Source organism: Hymenobacter sp. 15J16-1T3B, from assembly GCF_020711235.1.
Taxonomy (GTDB): Bacteria; Bacteroidota; Bacteroidia; order Cytophagales; family Hymenobacteraceae; genus Solirubrum.
The window spans coordinates 75,157-87,621 of record NZ_JAJFAV010000012.1 but is presented as its reverse complement, the minus strand read 5'-3'; the positions used below and the strand labels follow the sequence as shown (position 1 = coordinate 87,621).

11 protein-coding genes are annotated in these 12,465 nt (G+C 65.7%); 8 read left to right on the top strand and 3 right to left on the bottom strand.

The window, feature by feature from the left end; all coding sequences use genetic code 11:
• Nucleotides 1-27: 27 nt before the first annotated feature.
• Together LJ737_RS18935 and LJ737_RS18930 are read left to right on the top strand one after the other, a co-directional pair.
• Nucleotides 28-354 carry a hypothetical protein gene (locus LJ737_RS18935; RefSeq protein WP_227768318.1) on the top strand — a complete coding sequence of 109 codons (327 nt, stop codon included), beginning with the start codon at nucleotides 28-30 and terminating at the stop codon, nucleotides 352-354.
• Between the two features lie 207 nt (nucleotides 355-561).
• On the top strand, nucleotides 562-1,023 hold the full coding sequence (locus tag LJ737_RS18930) for an META domain-containing protein (RefSeq protein WP_227768317.1): 462 nt from the start codon (nucleotides 562-564) through the stop codon (nucleotides 1,021-1,023).
• A 56-nt stretch (nucleotides 1,024-1,079) separates the two neighbouring features.
• On the opposite strand, the gene LJ737_RS18925 is transcribed toward LJ737_RS18930, so the two are convergent.
• The gene (locus LJ737_RS18925; protein ID WP_227768316.1) at nucleotides 1,080-1,823 is read right to left on the bottom strand and encodes a hypothetical protein; all 744 of its coding nucleotides are present in this window, start codon (nucleotides 1,821-1,823) and stop codon (nucleotides 1,080-1,082) included.
• Between the two features lie 113 nt (nucleotides 1,824-1,936).
• Nucleotides 1,937-5,383 (bottom strand): pyruvate carboxylase, encoded by a 3,447-nt coding sequence (locus LJ737_RS18920; RefSeq protein WP_227768315.1) that lies wholly within the window; start codon nucleotides 5,381-5,383, stop codon nucleotides 1,937-1,939.
• 327 nt (nucleotides 5,384-5,710) lie between these two features.
• Here LJ737_RS18920 and LJ737_RS18915 point away from each other — a divergent pair, with 327 nt between their 5' ends.
• From LJ737_RS18915 to LJ737_RS18900, 4 genes are all read left to right on the top strand, one after another.
• Nucleotides 5,711-6,301 carry a hypothetical protein gene (locus LJ737_RS18915; RefSeq protein WP_227768314.1) on the top strand — a complete coding sequence of 197 codons (591 nt, stop codon included), beginning with the start codon at nucleotides 5,711-5,713 and terminating at the stop codon, nucleotides 6,299-6,301.
• The gene (locus LJ737_RS18910) at nucleotides 6,301-6,903 is read left to right on the top strand and encodes a hypothetical protein (protein WP_227768313.1); all 603 of its coding nucleotides are present in this window, start codon (nucleotides 6,301-6,303) and stop codon (nucleotides 6,901-6,903) included. Before LJ737_RS18915 ends, LJ737_RS18910 begins: the two co-directional genes overlap by 1 nt.
• 63 nt (nucleotides 6,904-6,966) lie before the next feature.
• Nucleotides 6,967-7,680: an SDR family NAD(P)-dependent oxidoreductase gene (locus LJ737_RS18905; RefSeq protein ID WP_227768312.1), complete on the top strand. Its 714-nt coding sequence runs from the start codon at nucleotides 6,967-6,969 to the stop codon at nucleotides 7,678-7,680.
• Between the two features lie 87 nt (nucleotides 7,681-7,767).
• On the top strand, nucleotides 7,768-9,090 hold the full coding sequence (locus LJ737_RS18900) for a cryptochrome/photolyase family protein (protein WP_227768311.1): 1,323 nt from the start codon (nucleotides 7,768-7,770) through the stop codon (nucleotides 9,088-9,090).
• A gap of 79 nt (nucleotides 9,091-9,169) precedes the next feature.
• Here LJ737_RS18900 and LJ737_RS18895 read toward each other — a convergent pair whose 3' ends face one another.
• Complete coding sequence (locus LJ737_RS18895) at nucleotides 9,170-10,255, bottom strand: OmpA family protein (protein WP_227768310.1); 1,086 nt, start codon at nucleotides 10,253-10,255, stop codon at nucleotides 9,170-9,172.
• Nucleotides 10,256-10,409: 154 nt separating this feature from the next.
• Here LJ737_RS18895 and LJ737_RS18890 point away from each other — a divergent pair, with 154 nt between their 5' ends.
• The gene (locus LJ737_RS18890) at nucleotides 10,410-11,051 is read left to right on the top strand and encodes a TetR/AcrR family transcriptional regulator (protein WP_227768309.1); all 642 of its coding nucleotides are present in this window, start codon (nucleotides 10,410-10,412) and stop codon (nucleotides 11,049-11,051) included.
• On the top strand, nucleotides 11,048-12,412 hold the full coding sequence (locus tag LJ737_RS18885) for an ABC1 kinase family protein (protein ID WP_227768308.1): 1,365 nt from the start codon (nucleotides 11,048-11,050) through the stop codon (nucleotides 12,410-12,412). Before LJ737_RS18890 ends, LJ737_RS18885 begins: the two co-directional genes overlap by 4 nt.
• The last annotated feature ends 53 nt before the right edge of the window (nucleotides 12,413-12,465 follow it).

Here is a 12,465-nt window from a genome sequence, read left to right as displayed (position 1 = left end):
TCCAAACCACGCTTCATACAACCCAACATGCCCGCCACGCTCGTTCGTTTCCTGCTTCTTTTCGCGTTGCTGCTGCTCGGTTACGCCTCTGCCCACGCCCAAACGCTGGAGGAGCGCCCGTCGGCCACCGTCACCGGCCTCGGCGACCCGGAGCCCATGGACCCGCGCTACGCCCAAGCAACCGAGGTGACGGAGCTGAAAACGCAGCTGCAAACCCTGCTGCAGGCCTACGACCAGCTGGTGGCCCGCTACAACGCCCAAAGCGCCCAGCTGCAGCAGCTGGAGCGCCTGCAGGCCCCGGCCGGCCGCACCCGAACTGCGCGCCCCGCGCCGGTGGCTGCGAGCAACTACTAACGGCTTCAGCCCGCTTTTCCGCGCCCCGGTGGCCTTGCTCTGCGCAGGGCCGCCGGGGCGCGTTTTTTTAGCGGAAACGCACCGCGTCGGCTTCGTTCCGGCAATTAAGCCCAACAATCACAGGCCTTTGCCTAGCTGCTCCCAACTCCACCGGCCCGGCCGCGTTAAGAAAGGCCCATTCACGCGCCTTTTTCTACTCCTGCCGCTATGATTGCTGCTTACCTGCGCCTGCTGGGCCTCGGGCTCCTGCTCACCGCTTGCCAAACGGCCGGCCCGGCCCGCCTCAGCACCACCCCCGCCACGCCGCCCGCCCCTTTGCGCAACACCCGTTGGGTGCTGCGGCAGCTCGGCAACGAGCCCGTGCGCCTGCCCGCCGACAGCCGCGAAATCGACTTGCTGCTGCGCACTGACGAAGGCCGGGTGCAGGGCAACGCCGGCTGCAACCGCTTTTCCGGCACCTACGAACAACCCACGCCCGAGCAGGTGCGCTTCGGCAAGCTGCTCACCACCCGCATGGCCTGCCCCGTCCTCGACGTCGAAACCCGCTACGTCGCCGCGCTCGGCCAAGCCACCTATTTTCGCATCAGCGGCGACACGCTGCGCCTCTACCCCGGGCCCCCGGCCGACACTGCGCCCCTGCTGCGGCTCGAAGCCGTCTACACCCAATAGCACGACGGCCGCCCCCGAAACCGGGGGCGGCCGTCGCATTTAGACACTCAAAGACTTTACTTCGCTGCATCGGCTGAGCGCAGCAGCTCCACGGCGTCCTGCTCGGTTTTGACGTTGCGCTTGCTCTGCCCAAGCGCGGTGAGGGCCGGCGCGGCGCCGGCAATGGATTTTTGGGTGAGCTTCACTTCCACCGCCGAGCCGTCGGGGCGGCGCAGGTAGTATTCGGTACGGTCCACCAGCTCGTCGAAGCGGCGGTCGGCGGCGTAGGCGCCCTGATAATTGGCCTTCACCATTACTTTGCGCGGCAGCTTCAGCAGGGCGTAGCCGCTGGGGCCGCGGTACAGCTCTTCCACAAACGCCGTGCGCTTTTCGGCCTCGGGGGCTTCGGCGAAGGGCACGAAATGCCGCTCGGGCTGGCCCGGCAACGGAGACAACAGCGTGAATTCGTGCATGCGGCTGGCGTCGAGCCACACGGAATCCTTTTTGTTGGCGTAGGGCTGCACCACCAGCACCCGGCGGTACACGTCGTAGCGGGCCGGGGCGCCCGTCAGTTGCCGCTTGTCGGCCAGGGTGACCTTGGCCTGGGTCCAGCCCTTTTGCAGGTAGGGGGTGCCCACTAGGCCCTCGTAGCGGTAGTCGAAGGTGTTGTAGGCCTGAAATTCGCCGGGGGTAATGTTGGTCTTGTTGTAATTAGCGGGCTGGGAGCCGGCGGGCGTCTGCTGGGCCAGGGCCGGGGTGGCAGCGAGGCTGCCGGTCACTAACAGAAGGAGGCCTAAGCGGTGTTGAAACGTGGATTTCATGGGAGTAGAATGGGAATAAACCGTCGCAACTTAGCCAATATTCTGCCAAAAAAAACGGCCGGCGGGGCGCCCGCGGGCACCGCTCACCGGCCGGTTTTGCTTGCCCTGCGGGCTTAGTTCAAGGTCAGCACCAGGTCATCGGCATTCACCAAGGTGCCTTCGCTCAGGTTCACGGCCTGCACCAGCGCGTCGGCCGGGGCGGTGATGGTGGTTTCCATCTTCATGGCCTCGATGATGAACAGCGGGGCGTTGCGCTTCACCTTCTGCCCGTTTTCCACCAGCACCTTCGAGAGCAAGCCCTGCAGCGGTGCCCCGATCTGCCCGGTTTTGCTCTTGTCCACCTTGGGGTTGGCCACGGTCTTGACTTCCACCGACCGGTCGCGGATTTCCAGATTGCGCGTCTGCCCGTTCAGGGTGAAGAAAATGGTGCGGCAGCCGTCGTCGTTGACCTGCCCCACCGACTGCAGGCGCACGATGATGCTCTTGCCGCGGGCAATGTCGATGATGGTTTCCTCGCCCGGCCGCAGCCCGTAGAAGAACACCCGCGTGGGCACCACCGACACGTCGCCGTACTGCTGCAGGTGCGACCAGTACTGCTCGAATACCTTCGGGTACAACAGCCAGGACAACAGGTCGGTGAAGCGCGCACCCGGGCCGAATTTCTCCTGAAACTTCGTCCATTCCCGCTCGAAGTCGATGGGCTGCAGGTGCTCGTTGGGCCGGTCCTTGAAGGGCTTTTCGTCCTTGAGAATCACTTTCTGCAGCTTCTTGGGCCAGCCGCCCTCGGGTTGCCCGATGTCGCCGCGGAACAGTTCGCGCACCGACTCCGGGAAGTCGATGCTGTCCCCCTTGGTCAGCACGTCCTCGGTGGTGAGGTTGTTCGACACCAGGAACAGGGCCATGTCGCCCACCACCTTCGACGAGGGCGTCACCTTCACGATGTCGCCGAACAGCTGGTTCACGTCGGCGAAGGTTTTCTTGATCAGCTCAAACTTGTCGAGCAGGCCGAGCGCGGCGGCCTGGGGGCGCAGGTTGGAGTACTGCCCGCCGGGAATTTCGTGCTGGAACACCTCCGAGGTGCCCGCCTTCAGCCCCGACTCGAAGGGGTAGTAATAGTCGCGCACCGTCTCGAAGTAGTTCGAAAACTCGTTCAGGCTCAGCTGGTCGAACTCGCGGTGCCGCGGCGTGCCGCGCAGCATTTCCACCACCGAGTTGAAGTTGGGCTGCGAGGTCAGGCCCGACAAGGAGCCCAGGGCCACGTCGATGACGTCGACGCCGGCTTCGACGGCCTTGAGGTAGGTGGCCGCCTGCAAGGACGAGGTGTCGTGGGTGTGCAGGTGAATGGGCAGCTTCACGGTGCTGCGCAGGGCCGTCACCAGCTCGGTGGCGGCATAGGGCTTGAGCAGCCCGGCCATGTCTTTGATGCAGAGGATGTGGGCGCCGGCGTCCTCGATTTGCTTGGCGAGGCGCAGGTAGTAGTCGAGGTTGTACTTCTGGTTGCGCCGCACATCCAGAATGTCGCCGGTGTAGCAGATGGCGGCCTCGGCCAGGCCCTGGGTTTTATTGCGCACAAAGCCGATGCAGGCTTCCATGCCCTTCATCCAGTTCAGGGAGTCGAAGATGCGGAACACGTCGACGCCGGTTTCCCAAGCTTGCTGCACGAAACGCTCCGTGAGGTTGTCGGGGTAGGCCTTGTAGCCCACACCGTTGGCCCCGCGGATGAGCATCTGCAGCAGCACGTTGGGCACGGCTTCGCGCAGCTTGGCCAGCCGGTCCCAGGGGTCCTCGTGCAAGAAGCGCAGGGCCACGTCGAAGGTGGCGCCGCCCCACACTTCCATGCTGAACGTCTGCGGGTGCAGGCGGGCGTAGCGGTCGGCCACTTTCAGCATGTCGAAGGAGCGCATGCGCGTGGCCAGCAGGCTCTGGTGCGCGTCGCGGAAGGTGGTGTCGGTGTAGTGAATCAGCGGGTCCTCGCGCAGCCACTGGGCAAAGCCCTCGGGGCCCAGCTCGGTGAGCTTCTGCTTGGTGCCGGCCGGTACCTGCAGGCCCGGCTCGCAGTGCGGCAAGGTGGGCTTGGGCAGCTCCCGCTTCGGGTCCACGTGGCCCTTCACGTCCGGGTTGCCGTTGACAATCAAGTCCCCCAGAAACTCCAGCAGGCGGGTGCCGCGGTCGAGGCGCAGCTTGAACTTAAACAGCTCCGCGTGGTCCTTGATAAAGTCCACGTTGGCCTGCCCGGCCACGAAAACCGGGTGCTGAATGATGTTTTGCAGGAACTGAATGTTGGTGCGCACCCCCCGCACGCGAAATTCGTCCAGGGTGCGCTGCATCTTCTGCGCCGCGCCTTCCAGCGTGGGCGCGTGCGCCGACACTTTCACCAGCAGCGAATCGAAGAAGGGGGAAATCTTGACGCCCTGGTACACCGAGCCCTGGTCGAGGCGGATGCCGAAGCCGCCGGCCGAGCGGTAGGCCACGATGGTGCCGTAGTCGGGCTTGAAGTCGTTTTCGGGGTCTTCGGTGGTGATGCGGCACTGAATGGCGTAGCCGATTTTCAGCGGCTTCTGCTCGCCCAGCCCGATTTCGGGGTCCGAGAGGTGGCGGCCGTCGGCAATGTGCAGTTGGGTTTTGATCAGGTCGACGCCGGTAATCATCTCCGTCACCGTGTGCTCCACCTGAATGCGCGGGTTCACCTCGATGAAGTAAATGCGGTCCAGCTCGGGGTTGACGAGGAATTCAACGGTGCCCACGTTGTTGTAGCCCACGGCCCGGCCCAGGCGCAGCGAGTACTCGTACAAGAGGTGGCGCATGTGGTCGGGCAGGTTCAGCGAGGGTGCCACTTCCACCACTTTCTGGTAGCGGCGCTGCACCGAGCAGTCCCGCTCGTAGAGGTGCATGATGTTGCCGTGGTTGTCGGCCACCAGCTGCACCTCGATGTGCTTGGGCCGCTCGACGAACTTCTCCAGGAACACCGTGTCGTCGCCGAAGGCCTTGAGGGCTTCGTTACGGGCCTCGAAGAAGCCTTTTTCCAGTTGCTCGTCGTCGCGGATGACGCGCATGCCGCGCCCGCCGCCGCCCGAAGCGGCCTTCAGCATCACCGGGTAGCCGATGCGCTGGGCTTCCTGCCGGGCCACCTCAAACGAAGTCAGGTCCTGTTGGCTGCTCTCGATGATGGGCACCTGGCAGCTCACGGCCACCTGCTTGGCGCGCACCTTGTCGCCGAGGGCCTCCATCACCTCCGGGCGGGGACCCACGAAGGTGATGCCCTCCTCGCCGCAGCGCCGGGCAAACACGGCGTTTTCGGAGAGGAAGCCGTAGCCGGGGTGAATCGCGTCGACGCCGTTCTGCTTGGCCACCCGCAGGATTTCCTCGATGTCGAGGTAGGGCTTCAAGGGGTCCTCGTCGCGGCCCACTTGGTAGGCTTCGTCGGCCTTGTAGCGGTGCAGCGAGTAGCGGTCCTCGTAGGTGTAAATGGCCACCGTCTGAATGCCGAGCTCGGTGGCGGCGCGCAGTACGCGAATCGCAATTTCGCCGCGGTTGGCGACGAGCAGCTTGCGGATGTTCATGAAAGTGAGGTTGTGGGGTTGGGGAATGGGGAGTGGTGAAGCTACGCAAAACGAGCTGCTTCCGCTGGCTATATACTCGGCATGCCGAGTATTTTTGCGTCGTTAATTTATATTCACCCGGCAAGAGGCTGTTGACTAAAAGATAGTTAGTTACACTTGAATATTTCTACCCCACGCTATTCCACCGGCGCTGCGCCGCAGGCAGAACGGCCTTCGGCCCGGGCAGCCCGCATACGGCCCCAGGATTCTATTCTGGTCGTGTCATGCAACCCCGGGCCGCCTCGCCTCCTCTTGCCTGAGCAGCTAACCCGTTATTGCCGACGCTTTATGCTTAACCTTCGAATTGGGGCCGCCGTCTTGGCGGTCGGTGGCGTTGTTCTTGCCGCCCCCGGCGCCCGGGCGCAGCGCGCCGAGTCGCGGCTTACGCTGAGCGCCGGCGTGGGCAACGGCCTGGGGGCCGGCGCGGCGTACGAGCGGGGGCCCTGGCTGCTGCTGGCCCGCACCCGTTACAAGTGGTGGATTCCCCGCGAAATTGACCTGAATCCGGTGTTCAGCCGCCTGAACTCCCGCTCGCGGCAGGCCGAAGCGGCCCTGCTGCTGGGCCGGGCCCTGACCGCGGGCGCGCACCGCTTCCACGCCGCCGCCGGGGTGGCTTTCCTAGCCGGGCGCAACCTGGGCGACTACCGCTACACCCTGCGCCGCAGCGGCCTGTTCAGCAGCCCGAGCACCGATTATTTTGCCTACCAGCGCTATACCGCCCTCGGGTTGCCGCTGGAGCTGGGCTGGCAAGTGCAGCTGGACGAGCTGGGCGTGACGCGCCTGGGCCTCACGGCCCAGGGCAACCTCAACCCGCAGCACCGCGACCTGACGCTGCTGGCCACCCTCGCGTTTGCCATTCCCCTCGCCGATCCACGCTGATGAAGCTCCTGCCTCTCCTCCTCTGCGCCCCCGCTTTGGCCGCCACGCTGACGGCCTGCACGCTCACCTCAACAGACGTGGAGCCCACCCCGCCCCAGGAGCCGGTTTCGGGCCAGGCCACCGTCTCGTACCGGCTCGATGGCCAGCCCGTGGTGGCTAATAATTACTCCAACCTGGGCGACATTTTTCTGCTGGCCGTGCCGCTGCTCAACCGCAAGTTTCCCGTCGAGGCCACGGTGTGGGAGGACAGCACCTTGGTGCTGGCGGCCATCGACGCGCAGCGGCCCACCGAAGAGAGCCAGCCCACCCCGCAGCAGGTGCGCCACGACTTGGTGCTGCGCGTGCCCGGGTTTCACGGTGTGGGGACGTATACCAGCTTCGAGGCCAGCTTTGCAGAGCAGCGTCGCGACGCCCGGCAGCAGTGGCAGTCGGGCCCCGAGCTGCTGGCCGCTCCGGGCGCGCCGCAGCGCCTGACCGTCACGGAATGGACGCCGGACCGCCGGGAGGTGCGCGGCACGTTTGAGCTGGTGTTGCTCGATGGCGGCAGCGGGCAGCGGCGCGTGGTATCCGACGGGTGGTTTTTCGCGCTGACGCGTTATTGACGGCGCGCAAACCTTCGGGCGGCGGGCGGGTTGATGGCTCAGTTCCGCAACCACTCCCACCGCATGGATTTTACCGGCAAAACCATTCTCATCGTCGGCGCCTCTTCGGGCATCGGCTTGGCCACCGCCCAGCGCCTGCACGCGGCCGGCACCACCCTGATTACGGCTTCGCGCCACCGCTCCGCCGAGCTGGCGGCCCTCAACACGCAGCACCTAACGCTAGACGTAACGCAGTTCGACGCCGCGGCGCTGGAGGCGCTGCCCGAGGTGCTGCACGGCGTGGTGTACTGCCCCGGCTCCATCCTGCTGCGGCCCTTCGAACGGCTGGGTGCTGAGCAGTTTCGGCAGGATTTTGAGCTGAACGTGGTGGGGGCCGTGCAAGTGCTGCAGGCTGTGCTGAAGCGGCTGAAAAAAGCCGGCGGCGCCTCGGTGGTGCTGTTCAGCACGGTGGCGGCCTACAACGGCATGCCCTTTCACGCCAGCATTGCGGCTGCCAAAGCCGCCCTGGAAGGTCTTACCCGCTCCCTGGCCGCCGAATACGCCGGCAGCGGCGTGCGCGTGAATGCCCTGGCGCCTTCGCTTACCGACACGCCCCTGGCCGCGGCCCTGCTCAACACCCCCGAAAAGCAGGAGGCCGGCGCCAAGCGCCACCCGCTGCAGCGCGTGGGCCAGCCCCAGGACCTGGCCGAAACGGCCGCCTTCCTGCTGTCCGACGCGGCCGGCTTCATCACCGGGCAAATCATCCGCGTCGACGGGGGCTACTCCACGCTGAAATAAGGTATGCGTTTGGGAGGGCAGGCGTGTAAGCGTTATTCAGCGCGGTAACTCTTACACGCCTGCCCTCGCTCTCCTCCCCTCTTGCTTATGCCCATAGCCCTGTTCTGGCACCGGCGCGACCTGCGCCTGCACGACAACGCGGGCCTCGCGGCCGCCCTGCAGAGTGGCCTGCCCGTCGTGCCCTTGTTTATCTACGACACCGACATTCTCGACCACGTCCCGCGCCCGCAGGATGCCCGGGTCACCTTTATCTACGATCAGGTGGAGCGGCTGGCGGAGCAGACGGCCGCGGCCGGCGGCACGTTTCTGGCGTACTACGGCCGCCCGGCAGAGGTTTTCCGGCAGCTGTTCGATCAGCTGGACGTAGCCGCCGTGTACACCAACACCGACTACGAGCCTTACGCCACCGCCCGCGACGCGGCCGTGGCGCAGCTGTGCCAGGAGCGCGGCATCGGTTTCGAGACCCGGAAAGACCAGGTGATTTTTCACCAACGCGAAGTGCTGACCAAAACCGGCACCCCGCACCGCAGCTTCGGCCCCTACCGCGACGCCTGGCTGGCCGCCCTGCGCCCCGAACAGCTGCAGCCCTACCCTTCGGCCGAGTTGTTGCCGGGCCGGCTGCAGCTGCTGCCCGCCGTGCCGCCCCGCCCCACGTTGGCTCAGATGGGGTTTGCGCCCTACGAGCAGTTCGTGGCCGCCGCGGAGCTGCCCGGCGAGCAGCTGGTGCGCGGCTACCACGGCACCCGCGACCAACTGCGCCTTGTCGAGAGCAGCACGCGGCGCTCGGTGCACCTGCGCTTCGGCACGCTGAGCGTGCGGGAACTGATGCGGCAGGCCCAGGCGCTGAATCCCAAGCTGCTGGCCGAGCTGATCTGGCGCGACTATTTCATGATGCTGCTCTGGCACTACCCGCAGCTGCCCGAGCAAAGCTTCGAGCCGCGGCTGCGCGGCGTGCCGTTTCGCCACGCCGAGGCGGACTTTCAGCGGTGGTGCGAGGGCCGCACCGGCTACCCGCTCATCGACGCGGGCATGCGGGAGCTGAACCAAACCGGCTACCTGCCCAACCGGGCCCGCATTGCGGCGGCCAGCTTCCTGGTCAAGCACCTGCTCATCGATTGGCGCTGGGGCGAGCGGTACTTCGGCGACAAGCTGCTCGACTACGACCTGGCCCTGAACGTGGGCAACTGGCAGTGGGTGGCGGGCACCGGCGTGGTGGCCGCGCCCTGGTTCCGGGTGTTCAGCCCCGATTCGCAGCTCGACAAGTTCGACCCCACGCGCGAGTACGTGCGCCGCTGGGTGCCCGAGTTCGGCACGCCCGCGTACCCCGCGCCCCTGATAGACCACAAATTTGCGCGGGAGCGGGCCATCAGCACCTACCGGGCCGCGTACCAGGCCGCCTCGGCCGGCTGAGACGCTCCTGCAACCCGCCCGCGCCCAGCTACCAGAGGTGGAAGCCGGGCGCGGGCGGGTTGCAGGGCAAAACCAGCTGTTACTTCTGCAGCACCTTGATGCTCAGCCGGCGGTTCATGGCGCGGCCTTCCTCGCTGGTGTTCGGCGCAATGGCGTAGCGCGGGCCGTAGCCGCGGGCATCCATGCGGCTGGCGCCCACGCCCATTTCCACCAGAGTAGCCCAGGCCGCTTGGGCGCGGGCTTCGCTGAGCAGGCGGTTGACTTTGTAGGCCCCGGTGCTGTCGGTGTAGCCGCCGAGCTTGATGCGCACGTTCGGGTAGGCCCGCAGCAACTGGGCAATGTGGCCGAGCTGCACCCGCGAATCGGGCGTGAGCGTGGCCTTGCCGGGCTCGAAGAACACCCGGTCGAAGTTCACCCAGCCCCTGGTCAGGTCCACGGTATCCACCTGCGCGGCCGGGTCGGTGATGAACCGGTACAGCAGGCTTTCGGTCGACATCTGCCCCACGCCGCTGAGCTGGCTGCCGCCGGCGAGCTTGAGGGTAACGGGGGCGCCGGTTTCGTAGATGTAGTTGCCAGACTTGGCGTCGTAGTGGCCGCTGGTGGCGGGCTTCACCACGGGCGCGGGCTTGCGCGGAGTGTAGGCGGCCCGAGGCTTGTAGGCGTAGGTGCGGGCCGGCTCGCCCGCACTGGCGCCGGACGCCGGCGCCGCAACCTGGGCGGTGAGCTGAGGCGCCGGCAGCGGTGCGGCCACCGGAGCCGGTGCGGTAGCTTCGCGCGGCGTTGCAGTCGAAGCCGATGCGCGGGCAGCGGATTTGTCACCAGGCCGCGTCAGCGTGAACGTCAGCTTGGTGGGCTGGTCCGTGGTCAGAAACACGTTATCGGCCACCCGCGACTGGAACCCCGGCTGGCTGACCTGCACCACGTAGGGTCCGCCGGCGGTCAGGTTCGCCAACACAAACTTGCCGCTGCCGTCGGTGGTGGTGGCCTTTTTAGCGCCGGAGGGCACGTGCACCACCGTTACCAACGCCTTGCTTACACCTTGGCTTTCAATTGACTGCACACTGCCGGCAATACTAGGGCCGATTGATTGCGCAAAGGCTGTGGGGCCCGTAAGCAACAGGCCTCCCCAGCACAGTGCTACTCGAAAGGAAATAAGATAATCCATGGGGTTAGCGGCATAATACCGAGTTGGTCAAAAGTACTACCCTTGGATAAAACACCAACTATGTTCAATAAAATATTATTTTAATGCATAATACTGCGCTCATTTTCAATTTTGAATCCCAACCATTAGCGGCCTTCCGTGGTTGATAAGTGCTATGGAAAAGGACCGCATCAAGCAGGCATACCTCGACTACGTGCTCCGGCACAACCAGCCCCCGGCATCGGTGTACCAGCTCACGCAGCAGTTGGATTTGCCGGAAGCTGAGTTTTACCGCTACTACCCCACCTTCGCGGCCATCGACCGGGAGTTGTGGGCCGACTTTGGCCGGAATGCCCGCACCCGGGCCGCGCAAGAGCCGGTGTGGGCCGACTACGGGGCGCGGGAAAAGCTGCTGGCGTTTTATTTCACGCTGCTCGAAATCCTGAAGCAGAACCGCAGCTACGCCCTGCAGTCCTTGCGCCGTTCTATGCCCGCAGTGCCCGGCTTCACGCCCCGCGTGCTCGACGACTTCCGCCAAGACTTCGAAACCTTCGTGGCCGATTTGCTGCGCGAAGGCCGGCTGAGCGAGGAAGTGGCGGCCCGCCCGCTGCTGCAAGAGCAGTACCCGCGCGCCTTCTGGCAGCAGGCGCTGTTTGTGCTCGGCTTTTTCGCGAAGGACGAGTCCTTGAACTTTGAGCGCAGCGACGCGGCGGTGGAAAAAGCCGTGACGCTCAGCTTCGACCTAGTCGGCCGCAACACGTTTGACTCGGCCTTGGACCTGGCGCGTTTCCTGATCCAATCGGCCCGGCGGGCATGAGCGAGCCCACGCACGACCCGGCTGCCGACGCCCCGCGGCCGGCCGGCGAGCCGGACGCCGGGTCTTTGGCCTCGCTGCCGACCAGCAAAGTGGCTCGGGCTACCCGCTTCGCCAAAACCGGCCTGAAAGTGGGGGCCAACTACGTGAAGCACTACGCCAAGCGCGCCGCCGGGGCCGAGGTGCGGCCCGAGGACCTGCACGCGGCCAACGCGGCCGAACTCTACGGCGCCCTGAGCGAAATGAAGGGCTCGGTGCTGAAAGTGGCGCAGATGTTGGCCATGGAAAAAAACATCCTGCCTGCGGCCTACGCCGAGCAGTTTGCCCAAGCCCAGTACCAAACCCCGCCGTTGTCGGCGCCCTTGGTTATCAAGGTCTTCCGCGACACATTCGGCAAGTCGCCCTACGAGCTATTCGACGAGTTTGAGCCGCAGGCCCGGCAGGCGGCCAGCATCGGGCAGGTGCATTTCGCGCGCAAAAACGGCTGCCCCCTGGCCGTGAAGGTGCAGTACCCCGGCGTGGCGGCCAGCATCCGCTCCGACATCCGCTTGGTCAAGCCCATTGCCCTACGGGTGCTCGGGCTCGACGAAGCCACCGTGCGCCCGTACTTGGAGGAAGTGGAAACGCGCCTGCTGGAGGAAACCGATTACGCCTTGGAGCTGCGCCGCGGCCAGCAGATTGCCCAGGCCTCGGCGCAGCTGCCGCACCTGGAGTTTCCGGGCTACTACCCCGAGCTGTCGGCGGCCCGCATCCTGACGATGGACTGGTTGCCCGGCCAGCATTTGCGCGAGTTTCTGGCCACTGAGCCCCCGCAGGCCGTGCGCAACCAACTCGGGCAGGCGCTCTGGGACTTTTACATGCACCAGCTGCACACGCTGCGGCAGGTGCATGCCGACCCGCACCCCGGCAACTTCCTGCTGCGAGCGGAGCACGGCGGCACGGTCGGCGTCCTCGATTTCGGCTGCGTAAAGACCATTCCGGCCGAGGTACACCGGTTATTCACGGCCCTGCTGGCTCCGGAAACCCTAGCCGACGAAGGCCGCTTGGCCGCCCTGCTCACCGAAGCCGGCGTGCTGCGCCCTGCCGACGCGCCCGCCCTGCGCGAGCTGTACCTGCGCACCCTGCACGATTCGCTGACCCTGGTAGGCCGGCCTTTCCGCCAGCCCCATTTCGACTTTGGCGACCCAGCATTTATGCAGGCGCTCTACGCCCTCGGCGACGACCTGCTGCAGCAGCCCGAGCTGCGCCGGCAGCGGGAACCGCGCGGTTCGGAGCACTTCATTTACCTGAACCGCACGTACGTCGGGCTCTACGCCCTGCTCACCGAACTTAAGGCTGACGTGCGCACCGGAGCCCCGGCCTGAGAACCTCGGAGCGAAACATATTGCCTTGGTTTTCGATTCAGGGACCAAACCCA

Coding starts and splice junctions, on each gene's coding strand:
- LJ737_RS18935 (WP_227768318.1), top strand. CDS start 28: ATGCCCGCCACGCTCGTTCGTTTCCTGCTTCTTTTCGCGTTGCTGCTG.
- LJ737_RS18930 (WP_227768317.1), top strand. CDS start 562: ATGATTGCTGCTTACCTGCGCCTGCTGGGCCTCGGGCTCCTGCTCACC.
- LJ737_RS18925 (WP_227768316.1), bottom strand. CDS start 1,823: ATGAAATCCACGTTTCAACACCGCTTAGGCCTCCTTCTGTTAGTGACC.
- LJ737_RS18920 (WP_227768315.1), bottom strand. CDS start 5,383: ATGAACATCCGCAAGCTGCTCGTCGCCAACCGCGGCGAAATTGCGATT.
- LJ737_RS18915 (WP_227768314.1), top strand. CDS start 5,711: ATGCTTAACCTTCGAATTGGGGCCGCCGTCTTGGCGGTCGGTGGCGTT.
- LJ737_RS18910 (WP_227768313.1), top strand. CDS start 6,301: ATGAAGCTCCTGCCTCTCCTCCTCTGCGCCCCCGCTTTGGCCGCCACG.
- LJ737_RS18905 (WP_227768312.1), top strand. CDS start 6,967: ATGGATTTTACCGGCAAAACCATTCTCATCGTCGGCGCCTCTTCGGGC.
- LJ737_RS18900 (WP_227768311.1), top strand. CDS start 7,768: ATGCCCATAGCCCTGTTCTGGCACCGGCGCGACCTGCGCCTGCACGAC.
- LJ737_RS18895 (WP_227768310.1), bottom strand. CDS start 10,255: ATGGATTATCTTATTTCCTTTCGAGTAGCACTGTGCTGGGGAGGCCTG.
- LJ737_RS18890 (WP_227768309.1), top strand. CDS start 10,410: ATGGAAAAGGACCGCATCAAGCAGGCATACCTCGACTACGTGCTCCGG.
- LJ737_RS18885 (WP_227768308.1), top strand. CDS start 11,048: ATGAGCGAGCCCACGCACGACCCGGCTGCCGACGCCCCGCGGCCGGCC.